Origin of the sequence: Rhizobium sp. N621 (assembly GCF_001664325.1) — a bacterium.
GTDB classification, from domain to species: Bacteria; Pseudomonadota; Alphaproteobacteria; order Rhizobiales; family Rhizobiaceae; genus Rhizobium; species Rhizobium esperanzae.
Genome location: NZ_CP013495.1, coordinates 1,408,813 through 1,422,935 on the forward strand (window position 1 = coordinate 1,408,813; position 14,123 = coordinate 1,422,935).

10 protein-coding genes are annotated in these 14,123 nt (G+C 57.9%); 4 read left to right on the plus strand and 6 right to left on the minus strand.

Translation table 11 applies throughout. The features are described 5' to 3' along the window. The first annotated feature begins 128 nt into the window (after nucleotides 1-128). Nucleotides 129-1,154: a porin gene (locus tag AMK00_RS06890; RefSeq protein ID WP_064801457.1), complete on the plus strand. Its 1,026-nt coding sequence runs from the start codon at nucleotides 129-131 to the stop codon at nucleotides 1,152-1,154. Nucleotides 1,155-1,307: 153 nt separating this feature from the next. Here AMK00_RS06890 and gmd read toward each other — a convergent pair whose 3' ends face one another. Genes gmd through AMK00_RS06915 form a run of 5 tightly spaced genes read right to left on the minus strand, consistent with a single transcriptional unit; the run spans nucleotide 1,308 to nucleotide 7,842 of the window. Continuing rightward, on the minus strand, nucleotides 1,308-2,399 hold the full coding sequence (gene gmd / locus AMK00_RS06895) for a GDP-mannose 4,6-dehydratase (protein WP_064809983.1): 1,092 nt from the start codon (nucleotides 2,397-2,399) through the stop codon (nucleotides 1,308-1,310). A 52-nt stretch (nucleotides 2,400-2,451) separates the two neighbouring features. Further along, complete coding sequence (locus AMK00_RS06900; RefSeq protein ID WP_064809984.1) at nucleotides 2,452-4,659, minus strand: GumC family protein; 2,208 nt, start codon at nucleotides 4,657-4,659, stop codon at nucleotides 2,452-2,454. Continuing rightward, on the minus strand, nucleotides 4,656-5,801 hold the full coding sequence (locus AMK00_RS06905; RefSeq protein ID WP_064809985.1) for a glycosyltransferase family 4 protein: 1,146 nt from the start codon (nucleotides 5,799-5,801) through the stop codon (nucleotides 4,656-4,658). The genes AMK00_RS06900 and AMK00_RS06905 overlap by 4 nt, the downstream gene beginning before the upstream one ends. Continuing rightward, the gene (locus AMK00_RS06910) at nucleotides 5,792-6,895 is read right to left on the minus strand and encodes a glycosyltransferase family 4 protein (RefSeq protein ID WP_064809986.1); all 1,104 of its coding nucleotides are present in this window, start codon (nucleotides 6,893-6,895) and stop codon (nucleotides 5,792-5,794) included. Before AMK00_RS06910 ends, AMK00_RS06905 begins: the two co-directional genes overlap by 10 nt. Beyond that, the gene (locus AMK00_RS06915) at nucleotides 6,892-7,842 is read right to left on the minus strand and encodes a glycosyltransferase family 2 protein (RefSeq protein ID WP_064809987.1); all 951 of its coding nucleotides are present in this window, start codon (nucleotides 7,840-7,842) and stop codon (nucleotides 6,892-6,894) included. The genes AMK00_RS06910 and AMK00_RS06915 overlap by 4 nt, the downstream gene beginning before the upstream one ends. A 616-nt stretch (nucleotides 7,843-8,458) precedes the next feature. Here AMK00_RS06915 and AMK00_RS06920 point away from each other — a divergent pair. Both AMK00_RS06920 and AMK00_RS06925 read left to right on the plus strand, forming a co-directional pair. Continuing rightward, nucleotides 8,459-9,778 (plus strand): O-antigen ligase family protein, encoded by a 1,320-nt coding sequence (locus tag AMK00_RS06920; protein ID WP_064806046.1) that lies wholly within the window; start codon nucleotides 8,459-8,461, stop codon nucleotides 9,776-9,778. Next, the gene (locus AMK00_RS06925) at nucleotides 9,775-11,904 is read left to right on the plus strand and encodes a right-handed parallel beta-helix repeat-containing protein (protein WP_064809988.1); all 2,130 of its coding nucleotides are present in this window, start codon (nucleotides 9,775-9,777) and stop codon (nucleotides 11,902-11,904) included. Before AMK00_RS06920 ends, AMK00_RS06925 begins: the two co-directional genes overlap by 4 nt. 136 nt (nucleotides 11,905-12,040) lie before the next feature. Here AMK00_RS06925 and AMK00_RS32895 read toward each other — a convergent pair whose 3' ends face one another. Continuing rightward, nucleotides 12,041-12,961: a phytanoyl-CoA dioxygenase gene (locus tag AMK00_RS32895; protein WP_237350448.1), complete on the minus strand. Its 921-nt coding sequence runs from the start codon at nucleotides 12,959-12,961 to the stop codon at nucleotides 12,041-12,043. A 289-nt stretch (nucleotides 12,962-13,250) separates the two neighbouring features. Here AMK00_RS32895 and AMK00_RS06940 point away from each other — a divergent pair, with 289 nt between their 5' ends. After that, the gene (locus AMK00_RS06940) at nucleotides 13,251-14,117 is read left to right on the plus strand and encodes a WecB/TagA/CpsF family glycosyltransferase (protein ID WP_064809989.1); all 867 of its coding nucleotides are present in this window, start codon (nucleotides 13,251-13,253) and stop codon (nucleotides 14,115-14,117) included. The last annotated feature ends 6 nt before the right edge of the window (nucleotides 14,118-14,123 follow it).

The following is a 14,123-nucleotide window of genomic DNA, read 5'->3' on the forward strand; positions in this document are numbered from 1 at the left end:
TCTTGTATTTTCACCCTCGGAAGCAAGGGCGACGGATCGTCCACTTCTTGAAACACGGGGATGGGGCAGGGAACGCTGCTCAGCGAAAGATCTCAAACCCGATCGAAACTTTGAATTGGAGGTCATTTATGAACATCAAGAGCCTTCTTCTCGGCTCCGCTGCTGCTCTCGCAGTAGTTTCCGGTGCTCAGGCTGCTGACGCTATTGTTGCTGCTGAGCCGGAACCGGTTGAATATGTTCGCGTCTGCGACGCTTACGGCACCGGCTACTTCTACATCCCGGGCACGGAAACCTGCCTGAAGATCAACGGCTACATCCGTTTCCAGGTTAACGTTGGCGAAAATGTCGGCGCAACCGACGATCGCGGCAACGACTCGGACTGGGATGCCGTTACTCGCGGTCAGGTTCAGTTCACCGCCAAGAGCGACACCGAGTATGGTCCGCTGACCGGCGTCATCGTCATGCAGTTCAATGCTGACAACGCTTCGGATCAGAACGCTAAGCTCGACTCCGCTTACCTCGACATCGCCGGCTTCCGCGCTGGTCTGTTCTACAGCTGGTGGGACGATGGTCTCTCGGGTGAAACCGACGATATCGGCTCGCCCGTCACGCTGCATAACTCCATCCGTTATCAGTACGAAACCGACGCTTTCTACGCTGGCATCAGCGTCGACGAACTGGAAGACGGCTTCTACAAGACGGACGAAGACCCGAACAACGTCGGCGTTGCAGTCGGTCTCGGCGGCAAGGGTGGCATCTTCAGCTACCAGATCACTGCTGGCTACGACGTCGACAACGAAGAAGGCGCTATCCGCGCAATGGGTACGGTTGACATCGGTCCCGGCACGCTCGGCCTCGCAGCCGTCTACGCCACCGGCCCGAGCTCCTACTACACCGCAGCTGAATGGGCGATCGCTGCCGAATACGCAATCAAGGCAACCGACAAGCTCAAGATCACCCCCGGCGTCCAGTACTACAGCGACTACGGTGTTGACGGTAACGACTTCGCCGACGGCGATGCCTGGAAGGTTGGTCTGACGGTTGATTACCAGATCGTCGACAACTTCTACGCCAAGGCTTCGGTTCAGTACCTCGATCCGGAAGACGGCGACGACTCCACCTCGGGCTACTTCCGCCTGCAGCGTTCGTTCTAATCTGGTTTGACTTCGGTCGATCAGGAAAGCCCGGCTCTCGAGCCGGGCTTTTTGCCTTGTGCAGGGTAGTGTTTGAATCTCGCAGTCCTCGGAAGCGAGACGATCGCATGATCGCGGAGCCCACCATGCCGTGGTGGCCGGCGACAGGTCACCTCAGGCATAGGCAAAACCCTTGGTTACGCTCACCGCCGGAACATTTCGTGCCATGACTTTCAGATCTTCGCGGACCATCTCCGTAACCAGCTGATCAAGACTGGTCTCGTGTTTCCAGCCAAGCTTCGTATGCGCCTTCGTCGGATCACCGATCAGAAGGTCAACTTCAGTCGGGCGGAAATAAGCCGGATCGATTTCCACCACGCACCGACCGGATGTCTTGTCATATCCCTTTTCCTCAACTCCGGTCCCACGCCAATCAATCGGCATGCCCACCTTGGCAAAGGCCTTGTCGACAAAGGCACGAACCGAGTGCGTTTCACCGGTTGCAAGGACATAGTCCTCCGGTTCGTCCTGTTGCAGCATCAGCCACATCCCACGGACATATTCGCGCGCATGTCCCCAGTCGCGCTGTGCATCCAAATTGCCGAGATAGAGCCTTTCCTGCAGTCCAAGATGGATCGCAGCCGCCGCCCGGGTGATTTTACGGGTCACGAAGGTTTCGCCGCGAATCGGACTTTCATGATTGAACAAGATGCCGTTCGAGGCGTGCATTCCATATGCCTCGCGATAGTTGACCACGATCCAATAGGCGTAGAGCTTGGCCGCTGCGTAGGGTGAGCGAGGGTAGAAAGGCGTCGTTTCGCTTTGCGGAACTTCCTGCACTTTGCCGTAGAGTTCCGAGGTGGACGCTTGATAGAAGCGAGTCTTCCTGGTCAGTCCCAGGAGGCGAATTGCTTCAAGCAGCCGAAGTGTGCCGGTTCCATCCGCGTTGGCCGTATATTCCGGCGTCTCGAAGGAGACTTGAACGTGGCTCTGTGCTGCGAGGTTATAGATCTCGTCCGGCTGCGTTTCCTGAACGACACGGATGAGGTTCGTTGAATCGGTCATGTCCCCGAAATGCAAGATGAACCGGGGATTCTCGACATGGGGATCCTCGTATAGGTGCTCGATGCGGCTGGTGTTGAATGACGATGAGCGTCGCTTGAGGCCGTGAACAATATAACCCTTCTCCAAGAGAAACTCGGCCAGGTAAGCACCGTCCTGACCTGTTATACCCGTAATCAGCGCAACCTTGTTTTTATTCTTCACTACGGTCTCCGTAATTTGTTTTGGCAGAACCAGATGTGAATGCACTCCCGGTTCAGGTGAATTCGTGGTATTTCCTCAGTGATTTCACAAACAATTCCGAATCGCTGAAGTTGTACATGGCGTGTTGTTTCGGATTGACGTTGTTTATCGCAACGCAGAGCTCTGCGTTGCGTGCGGTCCTCAGCTGATGTAAGCAAAATTCGACGGCGCGACGGCTCGTCTTACCCCATTTAACGACCACGAGCGTTCGTTCTGCTAAGGCCGTCAGATGCATCGTATCAGCCGAGGCGAGCACAGGTGCGCTGTCGAAGATCACGACTTGGCCCAGCGAGGCGGCCATCGAGACGATGTCGGCCGCATCCGTCATGCGGGCGCGCCGATGGAGAGTGGCATTGCCGGCCGGAATGAAATCGATGCCGCTCGGATGGTGATCGACAATGTCCCGGATTCCAGCCTGTCCACACAGGAATTCGTTCAACCCCTGCTGTAGCTCTGACCTGAAAAACGAGTCGAGATTTCCGTGTCTGAGGTCGCCATCAACAAGCAGCACCGGAATTCCGTTTGCGGCGAGATCGATTGCCAGTGATCTGGCGACAAGCGACTTGCCCTCTCCGCTGTGAGCCGACGTCACGACAATACTGTTAGGTAGCTTTCCACCGTTGGACTGTTTGAGCGAAGTTATGACCGAGCGAATTGCTTCGTCAAACATTCCGTCTTGAATGTACCCAAAGAGCATAGATGGATCCCCCCGGTCCTTCCGTTTCAGCCGCGGGATGAATCCGGCTGGCGCTATGCGAGGCATTCCGGCCATCTGATCGAAGCTGCGGACGGAGTTATCCAGCATCTCGACCACGAAAGCGGCTGTTACCGCGATCGATATCGAAGCCAGGAGGGCGCCGACCAGATAGAAAAGTCGTCCGCGCCCCTGCGGTGCCAGCGGCACTGCTGCCGGTGACAAAACTTCCAGTTCCGCTCCCGGCAGCATGGCTTGCGCAGCCAGGCCACGGCGCTGCTCCTCGAGCTTATCAAGCGCGGTCTGCTCCTTGTCAGCCATGCGTTGGAGTCGCGCCAGCTCCGTTTGCGCCAGGGCAGAGCGAGCGCGCTTCTCATGAGCAACCGCCAAGGCCGACCGGACGGCGTCATCCTCATGATCGAGCGCCGCAAGCTTGGAGCGGATGGATTGAAGATATCGATCGACTGCAAGGCTGAGATCGGTGCGGGATTTGAGAATTTTCGCCCGCATATCGACAACGGCTTCGGCGGTGTTGCCATATATCTCGAGAAGGCGCTCGAGATCTTGCTCCTGCGTACGAAGCTCCCGTTGCGCCGTGCCAATGCTGTCGGGAATAACGATATTCTGCAGGGCAAGCGAGAGGTCGTCGGCCGCTTCCAGTGCAGATATCGTTGCTCTCGCTTCAGTGCGGCTTTGTTCGATTTTTGTTTGCCGCTCGCCCAGCTCCATTATTGACTTGATCTGTTCAACCTGATCGTCGTCATTTAAGCCAACGTCCATCGTTTTCTGATACGCGTCGGCGGCATCGCGTGCTGCCGCAGCGCGGTCCTTCTGTTCGGCGATGCGCTGCAGAACCCATTCTTCTGCCGCGTCCAGGCGCCCCCGCAGACCGTCCTTCCGCTCTTCGAGATAGATGCTGATGAGCCGGTTCGGGACCGAGGCTGCCAGTTGGGGATCGCTCGCATCGAAGCCGATCTGAATAACATCGCTCTGGCCATCACGCCATACGCGCAATGCCTTGTAGTACTTCGGGATGATTGGCTCGATGCTGTTTCGTACCGGCGAGAATGGTTTTTCTCTGTCGACCAGACCGCGCAACATTGCTCGGATCCTGTCGATAAGCGAGCTCTCTTGCAGCGCCGGATTGAATTCCGGCCACTGATCGAGCCGCAGGTCGCGGATTACCCGCTCTGCAATGCTTCTGGAAAGAAGCCGTTCGGTCTCCGATGCGGCGTCCAGCGGATCGTTGCGGCCGGAATCCTCCGGGCCGAGTTTCGTCGCCAGAGGCGTGTGGATTATCAGCCGGGACTCGGCATGAAAACTCGGCTTCAATCCCGAAACCATGATCGCGGCGATCGCCATAAACAGCGTGATGATAGCCGCGATCATCGCCATCCTTCGCCGGATAAGACGCAGGCCCGATGTGAGGTCAAAGTCGTCCGACCTCGTTTCTACCTGAAACCGGGGATCGTAGCGCATCGACGAGAGCGAGGTGTTGCGGTCTGGCGGGATAGTTGAAATGGTCATCGTTCACCAACCGACGTTTGAGGTTGCGCGGAGACGGCGTCGTAGAGTTTTTCCAGCGATCGCATATAGGCCTTCATACTGAACTGATCGAGATAATGAGCTCGGGCCTTGGCCGAGAGGCGGTTGCGGATTTCCGGATCGCTGACGAGTTTCGCCAGCGCCGCAGCCAGGGCATCCTTGTCTCCGACAGGCACGAAGACGCCCGTTTCACCGTCGGAGATGACCTCGCCATGCGCGCCGACGCGCGTGGTAATGACCGCAAGCCCGTGGGCGAGTCCTTCGACCACAGCCATTGCCAAACCCTCGGCATGCGAAGGTAGGACCAGGATATCTGCCCGTGCACACAAGGCTTGCGCTTCGTCGGCGCCGAGCCAGCCCGGCATTTTCACCAGATCTGAAAGGCCCAGGGCTGCGGCTTGGCGTCGGTAGTCTTCCACAGGTCCGTCGCCTGCCAGCACGGCTCGCCACTGGAGCGCCTTCATAATCGGATGACTTAAGGCGAGCAGAAGCTCCCCAACGCCTTTGCGTTCGCTCAGTCGGCCGAGAAAGACGATCAACGGCATCTTGCCGACGTGAACACTGCGCGCGCCGGGGTCGGGAACACAATTGCGGATGACGGCCACGCGGCGCTCGTCCACGCCCAGAAGCGTCGTTAGCGTCATACGGTCGCGCTGCCCCAGCGCTACGACCTGGTCGGCATGTTGGAACATCCGGCGTATGAGCATTTGTTGCCGTGGCGAGCGTGCGGCAAAGTCACTCGCGTAGTCGTAATCGTGCAGGTGCAATATGTGAGAGCATCCGAGGAGGCGGGCAGCCTCGGTGAGGATCAGTTTTCTAGCGGTGCTGCCGCGACCGGCAATATGGATATGGTGAATGCGCGCCGGAGCAATTATCCGATCCTTGGCCATCATCAAGATGGCGCCGAGCATGCGCATCGGCGACGTAAACAGGGACCAGCGCGGTCCTCTGGTGTCGGTGACGAGGTGCGTTTCGCCCGCCTCCTTCGCCGTCCTCGATATATAACCGACCAGCCTGCCAATTCCGCCGCCGTTCTCGCATCCACCCGGGACATAGTGGCGCACGGTTGCTGCTGCATTCCGCACCGCTATCCGATTCCCCTCTGTGAGCGCCGTCATTCGCATGCTCCGACCACCTCGCGATAAACGGCCGCAGCCTGCGCCCCGACCTGTTCAGGCGAATTCGGACCTGTGGCCCAGGCGAGCGCGCTGGTCCCGAAGCTGCTTCTCAGTTCGCTGTTATCAGCCAGTGTCCGGATGGCGCTGGCGAGCTGTTCGACGTCCCCTGGCCGAACCACCATTCCCAGTCCGTTCGGCAGAACGGTGGCGCGCAATTCGCCGACATCGGTCACGATGACCGGTTTGCCAAATGCCGCGGCAAGGTTGAGTACACCGCTTTGCGAGGCTTCCGTGTAGGGAAGAACAACGATATCGGCATCCAGAAAAAGCTGGGCGACCTCAATGTCCTCGATAAAACGGTTGCGAATATCATAGCGGCCTGCTTCGCCCATAAGAGGCTGGAAGATCCAGGGATCATCGCCGCGGCCGGCGACCGTGATGCGCAGATTGGGGAGCTGGTCCTTCAGCAGCGCCTCGGCGCGGACCAGATGCTCCAACCCCTTGTAAGCAAAAATCCGCCCGAAAAGCAGGACGCGCAAGGTTCCATCTGCGCGGCGCCGCACCATCTTGTGCTGCCGAGCGAGTTCCGCGTAGCGATGAATGGCCGGATGCGACAGGACATGGACGCACTCGGGCGATTTTGAATATCGCTCGAGAACCATTCGTTTCAGCCCCTCGCCATGGACGACGACATGACCCGATTGCCGCACGATCAATTGCGGAGCCCAGGCCGGCAGCGTTCGGGTGTCGGAATCGCCGGGATGCACGTCAACGTCATGGACAGTCGTCACGAGCGGGATCGGCCGCCAGAATGGCGCAGCAAAGTTCAGCCAGAGCGTTGAATTGCTTAGAAGGTGAATGACGTTCGGCCGCTCGTGCCGGATGAGACGCGTGAGTTGGTGCAGGAACCAGGGATTGGAGAGCGAGCGGTGCCGTGGCCAGTCCAAAAGGCGCAGATCGACGGCCGGATCGAAAGAGGAGACAAGGTTGGCGTAGCGCCGACGCGGCACTGCGAGCACGACCTGCAGGTGTTGCGCAACACCGCTGGCGAAGGAGATGGTGTAGTCTTCGAGTTCGGAAACCAGCATCAGCGCCTTCATCGTGCCGACTCCGACAAGCTGACGGCCTGACCGCGTCGAGGAAGGTCGCGGACTGTCCGCAATGCCTCACGCATACGCCTCAGCAAGTTTGGTTCTCCGGCGAAAAAAAGTCCTTCGGCGGCAAGTCTGAACCGGGTGCGTGCATCTGCGCCCTCCAGTCTGGCTGAGGCCACCCGATACGGAAAGTGATCGGCCAGACGCAGCCTTCCGGCTAAGCCGTGCACGGAAAGAAACTGGTTCGTCGCGTCAACGACAGTCCGCCAATGGGCCAGCCGCTTTCGCAGCATGGCGGCGTCATCGACTGGCCGATACCAGTTATTGTTGTGAATCCGGTAGAATCCGAGTGAATCCGACAGGGCGACAACATCCCCCAGAAATGGGTAGATGCCCGTGAGCCAGGCATCGGCGGAAATGTGGAACTGCTCGGGAATATCTCCTGCCGCTTTCCAGGCGCTACGTCTTACTGCGATGGCTGATGTCAGTGGGAAGGGCCACCAGCCAGCCGATCTCGCAAGGCGCAGCGACAAATCTCCCGAACACAGGGTTCGAGGAATTGGCTTGAAGGCCATTGAGCCATCGGTCTGCGTTGGCTGAAGTCGGTGATAAACAAGAGATGCATGAGGATTCGACTGGAAAGCAGCGGCTGTTGCCGACAGCTTGTCCGGCGCCCACCAGTCATCGGCATCCAGAAAACAGAGGATGTCACCACTGCTTGCCTTCACAGCAGCATTAATGGCGGCGGCCTGCCCCTGGTTCTCCTGGAAGAGCACCTTCACCCGCTTTTCATAACCTTCGAGTACCGAGCGCGACTGATCGCTCGAGCCGTCATCGACGACGATGATCTCGGCATCAGACGCCCTTTGGCGCAAGGCGCTGTCGATCGCCCGAGGAAGAAAACAACCGTAGTTGTAGTTGTTGATGAGGACGCTGATCGTCGGCCGCTCCATGACACCCCCTCTCAAGCGCGTTGCTGCGCGACACATCGGTACGCCGGAGTTGCGAACGCTCGTTCGTTCGGCAACGCGAATTGATGGAAAGAGATGAGAGGCGGACAGGCATCATTCTGCGCGATCAGGCTTCCGCCCTGAGCTCGTAGGGTCACCACCGCAACGCGTGACGCTTCCGTTATAGTGCATACGAAACCAGGACCATGACGCAGAACCATAAGAATCCCAACCCTTCCAAGCGTCACTGCCAACAGCCAGCTGCGCCAGAACTATTGCCTCACTTCACCACCAACTGCGGCTCAGCGCGATCTTCGCGGTATGTTTTCATCGCCAAGCTACCGGCGATTGGTCACGGGTGACATCTGCTCTTATGGGCAATGCCGTTGGCCCAAGCACCAACTTTTGGGGGAGGGGGTGACCGTGAGCTTAACCCAACCAACGTCCTTGGACGGTGGGTATGCGCGTTAGGCTTAGCTCCGTCTTCGTTTGCGTCAGTTGACTGGGGATGTGGCGGGATGTTCGTTGGTAAGCAGCGCAGCTGTGAAAGGGGACCCATGTCTTTCCAAATTGCCGCGATCAGCAGCCACTCATCCGTCCAAGCAAATCGGGACCGATGATGAGAGCCGATACGCTTAGAGCCGCGAATGGGCCAACCGTCAGTTGGCGAGCGATAGAATGCTGGGGCGCGGGCTTCTGCCTTTTCCTTCAGACAGGCGCCCTTTTCCCGCTCATGCTGGCGGACGCCGACGGAGCCCTTAGCGATCACGCCCGGTCTATATTGCGTCTGCTTTGCCTACCCGTATACGGCTTTACATTGTTGATGCTGGTCAGGAATTTTCCGCAATTTCTAACGGCGCTCAAGCGAAATTGGTTTGTCCCCCTGATGGTCGCCATGCCGTTTGTGTCCGTCTTCTGGTCGGTAGGCCCATCAACGACATTCAGGCGCGCCATCGGCCTGCTCTTTACGGTGCTTCTGGCTTACGTGCTGGCGATACGGTTCACACCACGGCAGTTGCTTCTCCTGGCATTTGCCACCTTCGGAATATGCATCGTCCTCAGCCTGCTGGTCTTCGTGGCGTCGCCGGGTCTCGCTCGCATGCCGATGGACGGCGCCGTGCGTGGCATATTCATCCACAAGAACAGTCTCGGTTGGTATGCCGCCATGATGATACTGGTGTCGACGGCCGTTTTAATGGACGGTAACCGGGGTTTGCGGCGAACCGCTTTGCTTTTCTTGATCGCGGGTGGGGCCTGTCTCATGGGCTCCGGATCGATGACCGCGATCATTGCGACGGTATCTGCCTATTGCTTGATCGGGTTCTATTCCCTGTTGCGGCGGATCGGTGGGATCAGTCGCATCGTCCTCATCCTGTTTTTTGTTCAAATGTTCATCGGGCTCCTCCTTTTGCTTCACGAATTCCTGGTTCCATTCCTGGAGGCGCTTGGCAAGGATGCCACTTTAACGGGCCGAGTGCCCTTGTGGGAACTGGTCGATGGTCAGATTGCCGATCATCTGCTGCTCGGCTTCGGCTACCAGGCGTTTTGGACAGAGGCGAATCCCGAGGCCTGGATTATCTGGTCGAAGATCCAATGGATGGCTCCCCATGCCCATAACGGATTCCGCGATACGCTGCTGAACTTCGGAATAAGCGGAATGATTTTGTTCGCTCTGATGCTTCTACAGGCATTGCGCCAAGGGGCGGTCCTCCAATGCCGGGACCCGCGCTATTGCTGGCTCTGGCTGAATGTCTTCACAGTCGTCATTTTGGTGATGAACATGACCGAGACCATCTTCCTAATTCAGAATGACGCGATTTTCGTTCTGTTTATGTCGGGCATCATCATGTTCTCTCTATACGAGCCCGTTGTTTCAATGACCCCCGGCCAGCAAATGCGGACATCGGCGCGCAGCAAAACGGCGGAGATGCAGATTTGAGGCTGCGTTTCGCATCAATCTTGAGCATTCTCTTTACGACGCTCTTTCCGCAGCCGAGCAACCCGGCCTCAGTGACTTCGGACGCAGATGCGCCCGATAAGCTGCAGACGGCGCTCAGGGAAGCGACTTGCGCGGAAGCGTCGCCGGCTATCTTTTCCGACAGGTTGAAGGGGACTTCACTGAGCAAAGTACTGACGGGCACATCTGCGGCCCGGGCGGTATTCTATGTTTCTCCTAATGGCAAGGACAGTTGGAGTGGGCGTCTTCCCAAACCCAATCCTCAGCATACCGACGGTCCTTTTGTCAGCATCGAGAGAGCTCAGGATGCTGCGCGTGAGAAGGGCGGCCAAAATACGATCGCAATGGGCGGCGGGGACTATTATCTCTCTGAACCGATCGTCTTCGACGCGCGCGACGCGGGCCTTGTCATCGCGGCGAGGTGCAACGAAGCGCCGGTTCTGCACGGGGGTCCGCTTGTACGCAATTGGACGGCACAGGCCGATGGCCGCTGGACGGCATCACTGAAGCTGCCTGCAGGCAGGGAGGTGGGCGACCTTTTCGTCAAGGGGGCGGTGCAGACGCAGGCACGCTTTCCCAACGCCCCGCTCGATGGAGATCCGCGCAAAGGATGGCTTTTTGCGGCCAAGTGTACTGAGGATGATGACATATGGCATGGCAACACGCGTTTTTGCTTCCATGCCGGCGATCTTGCGATCTCGAAAAATACAGCGGGGCTTGTCGCCCATATTGTCGGTGGTTTTCGCCCCGGCAGCCAATGGGGCAGTGACACCCTCCCAGTGGTCTCAATCGACACCGCGAACCGGGCCATCAACACCAGAGGCACTGCCTATTTCTTCACCGCGGAAGGCAGCCGCTATTTCCTGGCCGGGGCGGCGGCCCTGCTCGATGCTCCCGGCGAGTGGTGGTATGACCGCGCCAAGGAGCAACTCGTCTACCTCCCGACCGATGGATTGCCAATCAGTTCTACGGCTGTCGCCGGCATCCTGCCGACATTCTTCAGGCTGGATGGAGCCGATGGAATGGTTGTATCCGGGCTCCAGTTCCGGGATGGGGATCCGCGCGGCAGCGGCAAGTTCGGTACCGACACCAGGAGCTTCGGCGCCATACGGCTCGACCGGGCGGACGGCGTCCGGCTGCTTGGCAATTCCATCGACAATGTCGGCGTCGGCATCCATGTTTCCGAGAGCAAAGATGTCCTGATTGCCGGCAACGTGATTGCGGATGTGGCCGGCAACGGGATTTATGTCGGCACGACCTACGGCACCTTCCTCAAGTCCCACGGTGCGACAATCCTGTCGAACCACATCCATGACATCGGCAGGGTCTATTTCGAAACGGCCGGGATCTGGTTCCAGGCTGCCGACAATGTCAGGATCGCTCATAATCTCATCGAAAACGCAGCCCAGTTCGGTATCGCCGGTGGCTCGCTGTGGGGAGATCAGGACGCAGTTCATGACGCGGTCATCGAACACAACGTGGTCCGCAACGCCAATCAGCAAACGGCAGATGGCGGTGCCATCAAGATGATGGGTGAGCAGACGGACCCTTTGAACAGCAGCATTCGCGACAATCTCGTCACCGGAACAGGTCAGCTTATGAACAGGGTCGATGGGACATTCTGGCCTCCTGGATATGAAAATACCAGTGAATGGCCTTCTCCTATCAGTTGGGCGATCTATACCGACGGCAAGGCGAGTGGAGTGCGCATCGAAGGAAATACGCTTTCGGATAACATATCGGCGATCGGCATAAACGGCGGCTGGAGCAACCTGGTGACCGGGAACATCATTACAGGCGGGTCTGGGGCTGCCTTTCGCGTCGATGACGGTACGGGCCGGGGGTGGCGTCCCCCTTGGGCAGGCCCCAATCGTATCGAGGACAATATCGTGTCGGTCAACAGCGGTAATGGGCTGGCGGCATACATCTACGTGCCTGACCACAAGCTCGGATCGGTGCAATTTGCGCGTAACCGCTACAGCGGCAATCTGAACGACAAGAGCTTCAGGATACATCCGGAGACCATGCCGTCGGGAGAGTTTGGCAGTCTAAGCGATCTTCAAAAGGCTGGGATCGACATAGGCAGCGTAGCGTCGCACCCCAAATAACAAGGCCGCAACGCGACGGAAATGACTGCTGCCGGTAGGAGCTATGGCGTCATGGCCTCAGCGAACCGGCCCAGAGCGAAAATTCCAACGGATACTGCGTCAGGTTCGAATGCATACGCCGACGGAGCTATACGCATCAAGTTCCCGGGCCGGAAACCTGCTGGGGTGCGACCGGCTTGCCGATAATGGGCGGGCTGATGTTATTGGCAGCGAGCTGTTTCAGAACCTCTGCACTCAGCGTTCCCCGAACGCCGGGATGGCGATTGCAGCCTTCTTCGGCATAAGAGTGGGTCCATGGATCGGACGGACCAAAGGTCATGAAAAGCGCCATGCGGTCACCGGTCCCGACCATCCGTCGGAGGGCTGAACGTGTCAGGGTGAAAGCCTTTTGCGAGTCGAGGCGAAGTCGCGGCCCGATCCGCTCAAAGAACTTGCGTAGGCTTCTGTCAACGAGTGTCGGCATTTGACCGGCGTGTTCGATGCGCACGTCGAAGATGATGGCATCGCCTGCCCCTATACCCAAGCCCTTCTCCGGCATGCTCTCAACCAGGCCCTTGAGGTGAGATCTTGGTCGAACCTTCAATGTCGCCGGCGAGTTTTCGTCCTGGTCCTGTAGGTAGAATGCGATCTTGTAGACCCTGAAAGACTCGTCCGCGAAGATGGTTCCGTCGATGCAGGCAGGGTGGTGGGGAACGTCGTTATGCCATGACGATGTCGTGTTGATCATCATATCGCATTCGCCCGTGAGAATGACGTCAAGCGGTCGCGTGATTTCCTTGAGGCGACTGAGGATCACATCGGAAGTCAGAAACTTGGCGATTTCCTCTGCGACATACATGGCATGAAGCTGGAGTTTGCCGCCGTACTGGTAGCGACCTCCCGACTTCAGGTGCTGCTTGATAATCAGCCGTAAGCGCTCCACCTGATCGGGGGACAATAGTTCTCTGATGACGATATACCCATGAGAGCTCAGGTCTTTCTGTAGCTGGTTAGTTTTGCCGGGCAGCTCTGAAGGCTCGCCAGCCGGGCCTGTCATCTCGCCTGTTGGGTTAACCATCTCTCCCCCGCTTTATTCGCGCGCAGGTCCGCCCAGGCTTGGCGCGAGAGTGACTATCTTCCGCGGCTTTGTGAAGGTCAAACCGCTCTTTCGGGATCGTACTCATCAAAAAGAGCAACGTGGCAAGCCGTGGGGGTACGCCGCCTTACTTCGAACATTGTAACTTATCTCGGCCGAAGGCGTAGGAATATGAAGTGTCTTCTACGTCCAATAGTTGGAACTGAAAGTATGGAGGCAATCGCTCTGCCGGCATATTCTGGTGACAGTTTAAATCGCGAAAGCGTAGGTCATGGGAAAGCAACCAGCAGACAGAGGCCAAACTTCAGTTCTTAAACAAAAGGACTCCCTGGAATGGACTAATGTCCTTGGTGTTCGCATTTCGGCAGTTAATCTTAAAAGCGCGACCGGTTTTATTCAAAAAGGGATTGAAGACGGCAGGAGGGAATATGTGTGTGTTCGCGACGCACACGGTGTCGTTCGATGTCAAGATGACCCAGAGCTCCGGTCGATACATAACCGGGCGTTCCTCGTGACCCCGGACGGCATGCCGTTGGTATGGGCGTTGAAGCGTGCTGGCCATGTGGACAGCGACAGGGTCTACGGACCTGATCTGATGTTGTCTGTTTTCGAGGCCGGCACATCGAAGGGTATACGCCACTTCCTTTATGGCGCAACGCCCGAGACGCTGCAGCACTTGCAGGCGCGGCTTCTCGCGAAATTCCCGGAAGCTGAGATAGCCGGCTCCTATGCACCGCCTTTTCATAAACTGTCACCGCAAGAGGAAGCCGATATTGCGGACCGGCTCAATCGATCCGGCGCCGATATCATCTGGGTGGGGCTGAGCAGTCCCAAGCAGGAACTCTGGATGGCGCGCATGCGTGACCGTCTGGATGCATCGATGCTTATCGGCGTCGGAGCTGCATTCGATTTCCACGCCGGCCTCAAGCGGCAAGCTCCAAGGTTCATTCAAAGAAGCGGCTTCGAATGGGCCTTTCGTCTTTTATGCGAGCCGCGACGGCTGTGGCGGCGCTATGCGCTCGTCGTGCCGACCTTCATCTCACTGACAGCATTCCAGAGACTGGGGCTTCGGAAGTTTCCGATCGAAGACCAGGTTTTCGGATCGAGTGCGCCAAAAGCAACAGCCGTAAAGGTGTGAAGCGAT

Excerpts from the sequence above, each read along its gene's own strand:
- AMK00_RS06890 (WP_064801457.1), top strand. The coding sequence starts at position 129 with ATGAACATCAAGAGCCTTCTTCTCGGCTCCGCTGCTGCTCTCGCAGTA.
- AMK00_RS06900 (WP_064809984.1), bottom strand. The coding sequence starts at position 4,659 with ATGACCATTTCAACTATCCCGCCAGACCGCAACACCTCGCTCTCGTCG.
- AMK00_RS06905 (WP_064809985.1), bottom strand. The coding sequence starts at position 5,801 with ATGCGAATGACGGCGCTCACAGAGGGGAATCGGATAGCGGTGCGGAAT.
- AMK00_RS06910 (WP_064809986.1), bottom strand. The coding sequence starts at position 6,895 with ATGAAGGCGCTGATGCTGGTTTCCGAACTCGAAGACTACACCATCTCC.
- AMK00_RS06915 (WP_064809987.1), bottom strand. The coding sequence starts at position 7,842 with ATGGAGCGGCCGACGATCAGCGTCCTCATCAACAACTACAACTACGGT.
- AMK00_RS06920 (WP_064806046.1), top strand. The coding sequence starts at position 8,459 with ATGAGAGCCGATACGCTTAGAGCCGCGAATGGGCCAACCGTCAGTTGG.
- AMK00_RS32895 (WP_237350448.1), bottom strand. The coding sequence starts at position 12,961 with ATGGTTAACCCAACAGGCGAGATGACAGGCCCGGCTGGCGAGCCTTCA.
- AMK00_RS06940 (WP_064809989.1), top strand. The coding sequence starts at position 13,251 with ATGGGAAAGCAACCAGCAGACAGAGGCCAAACTTCAGTTCTTAAACAA.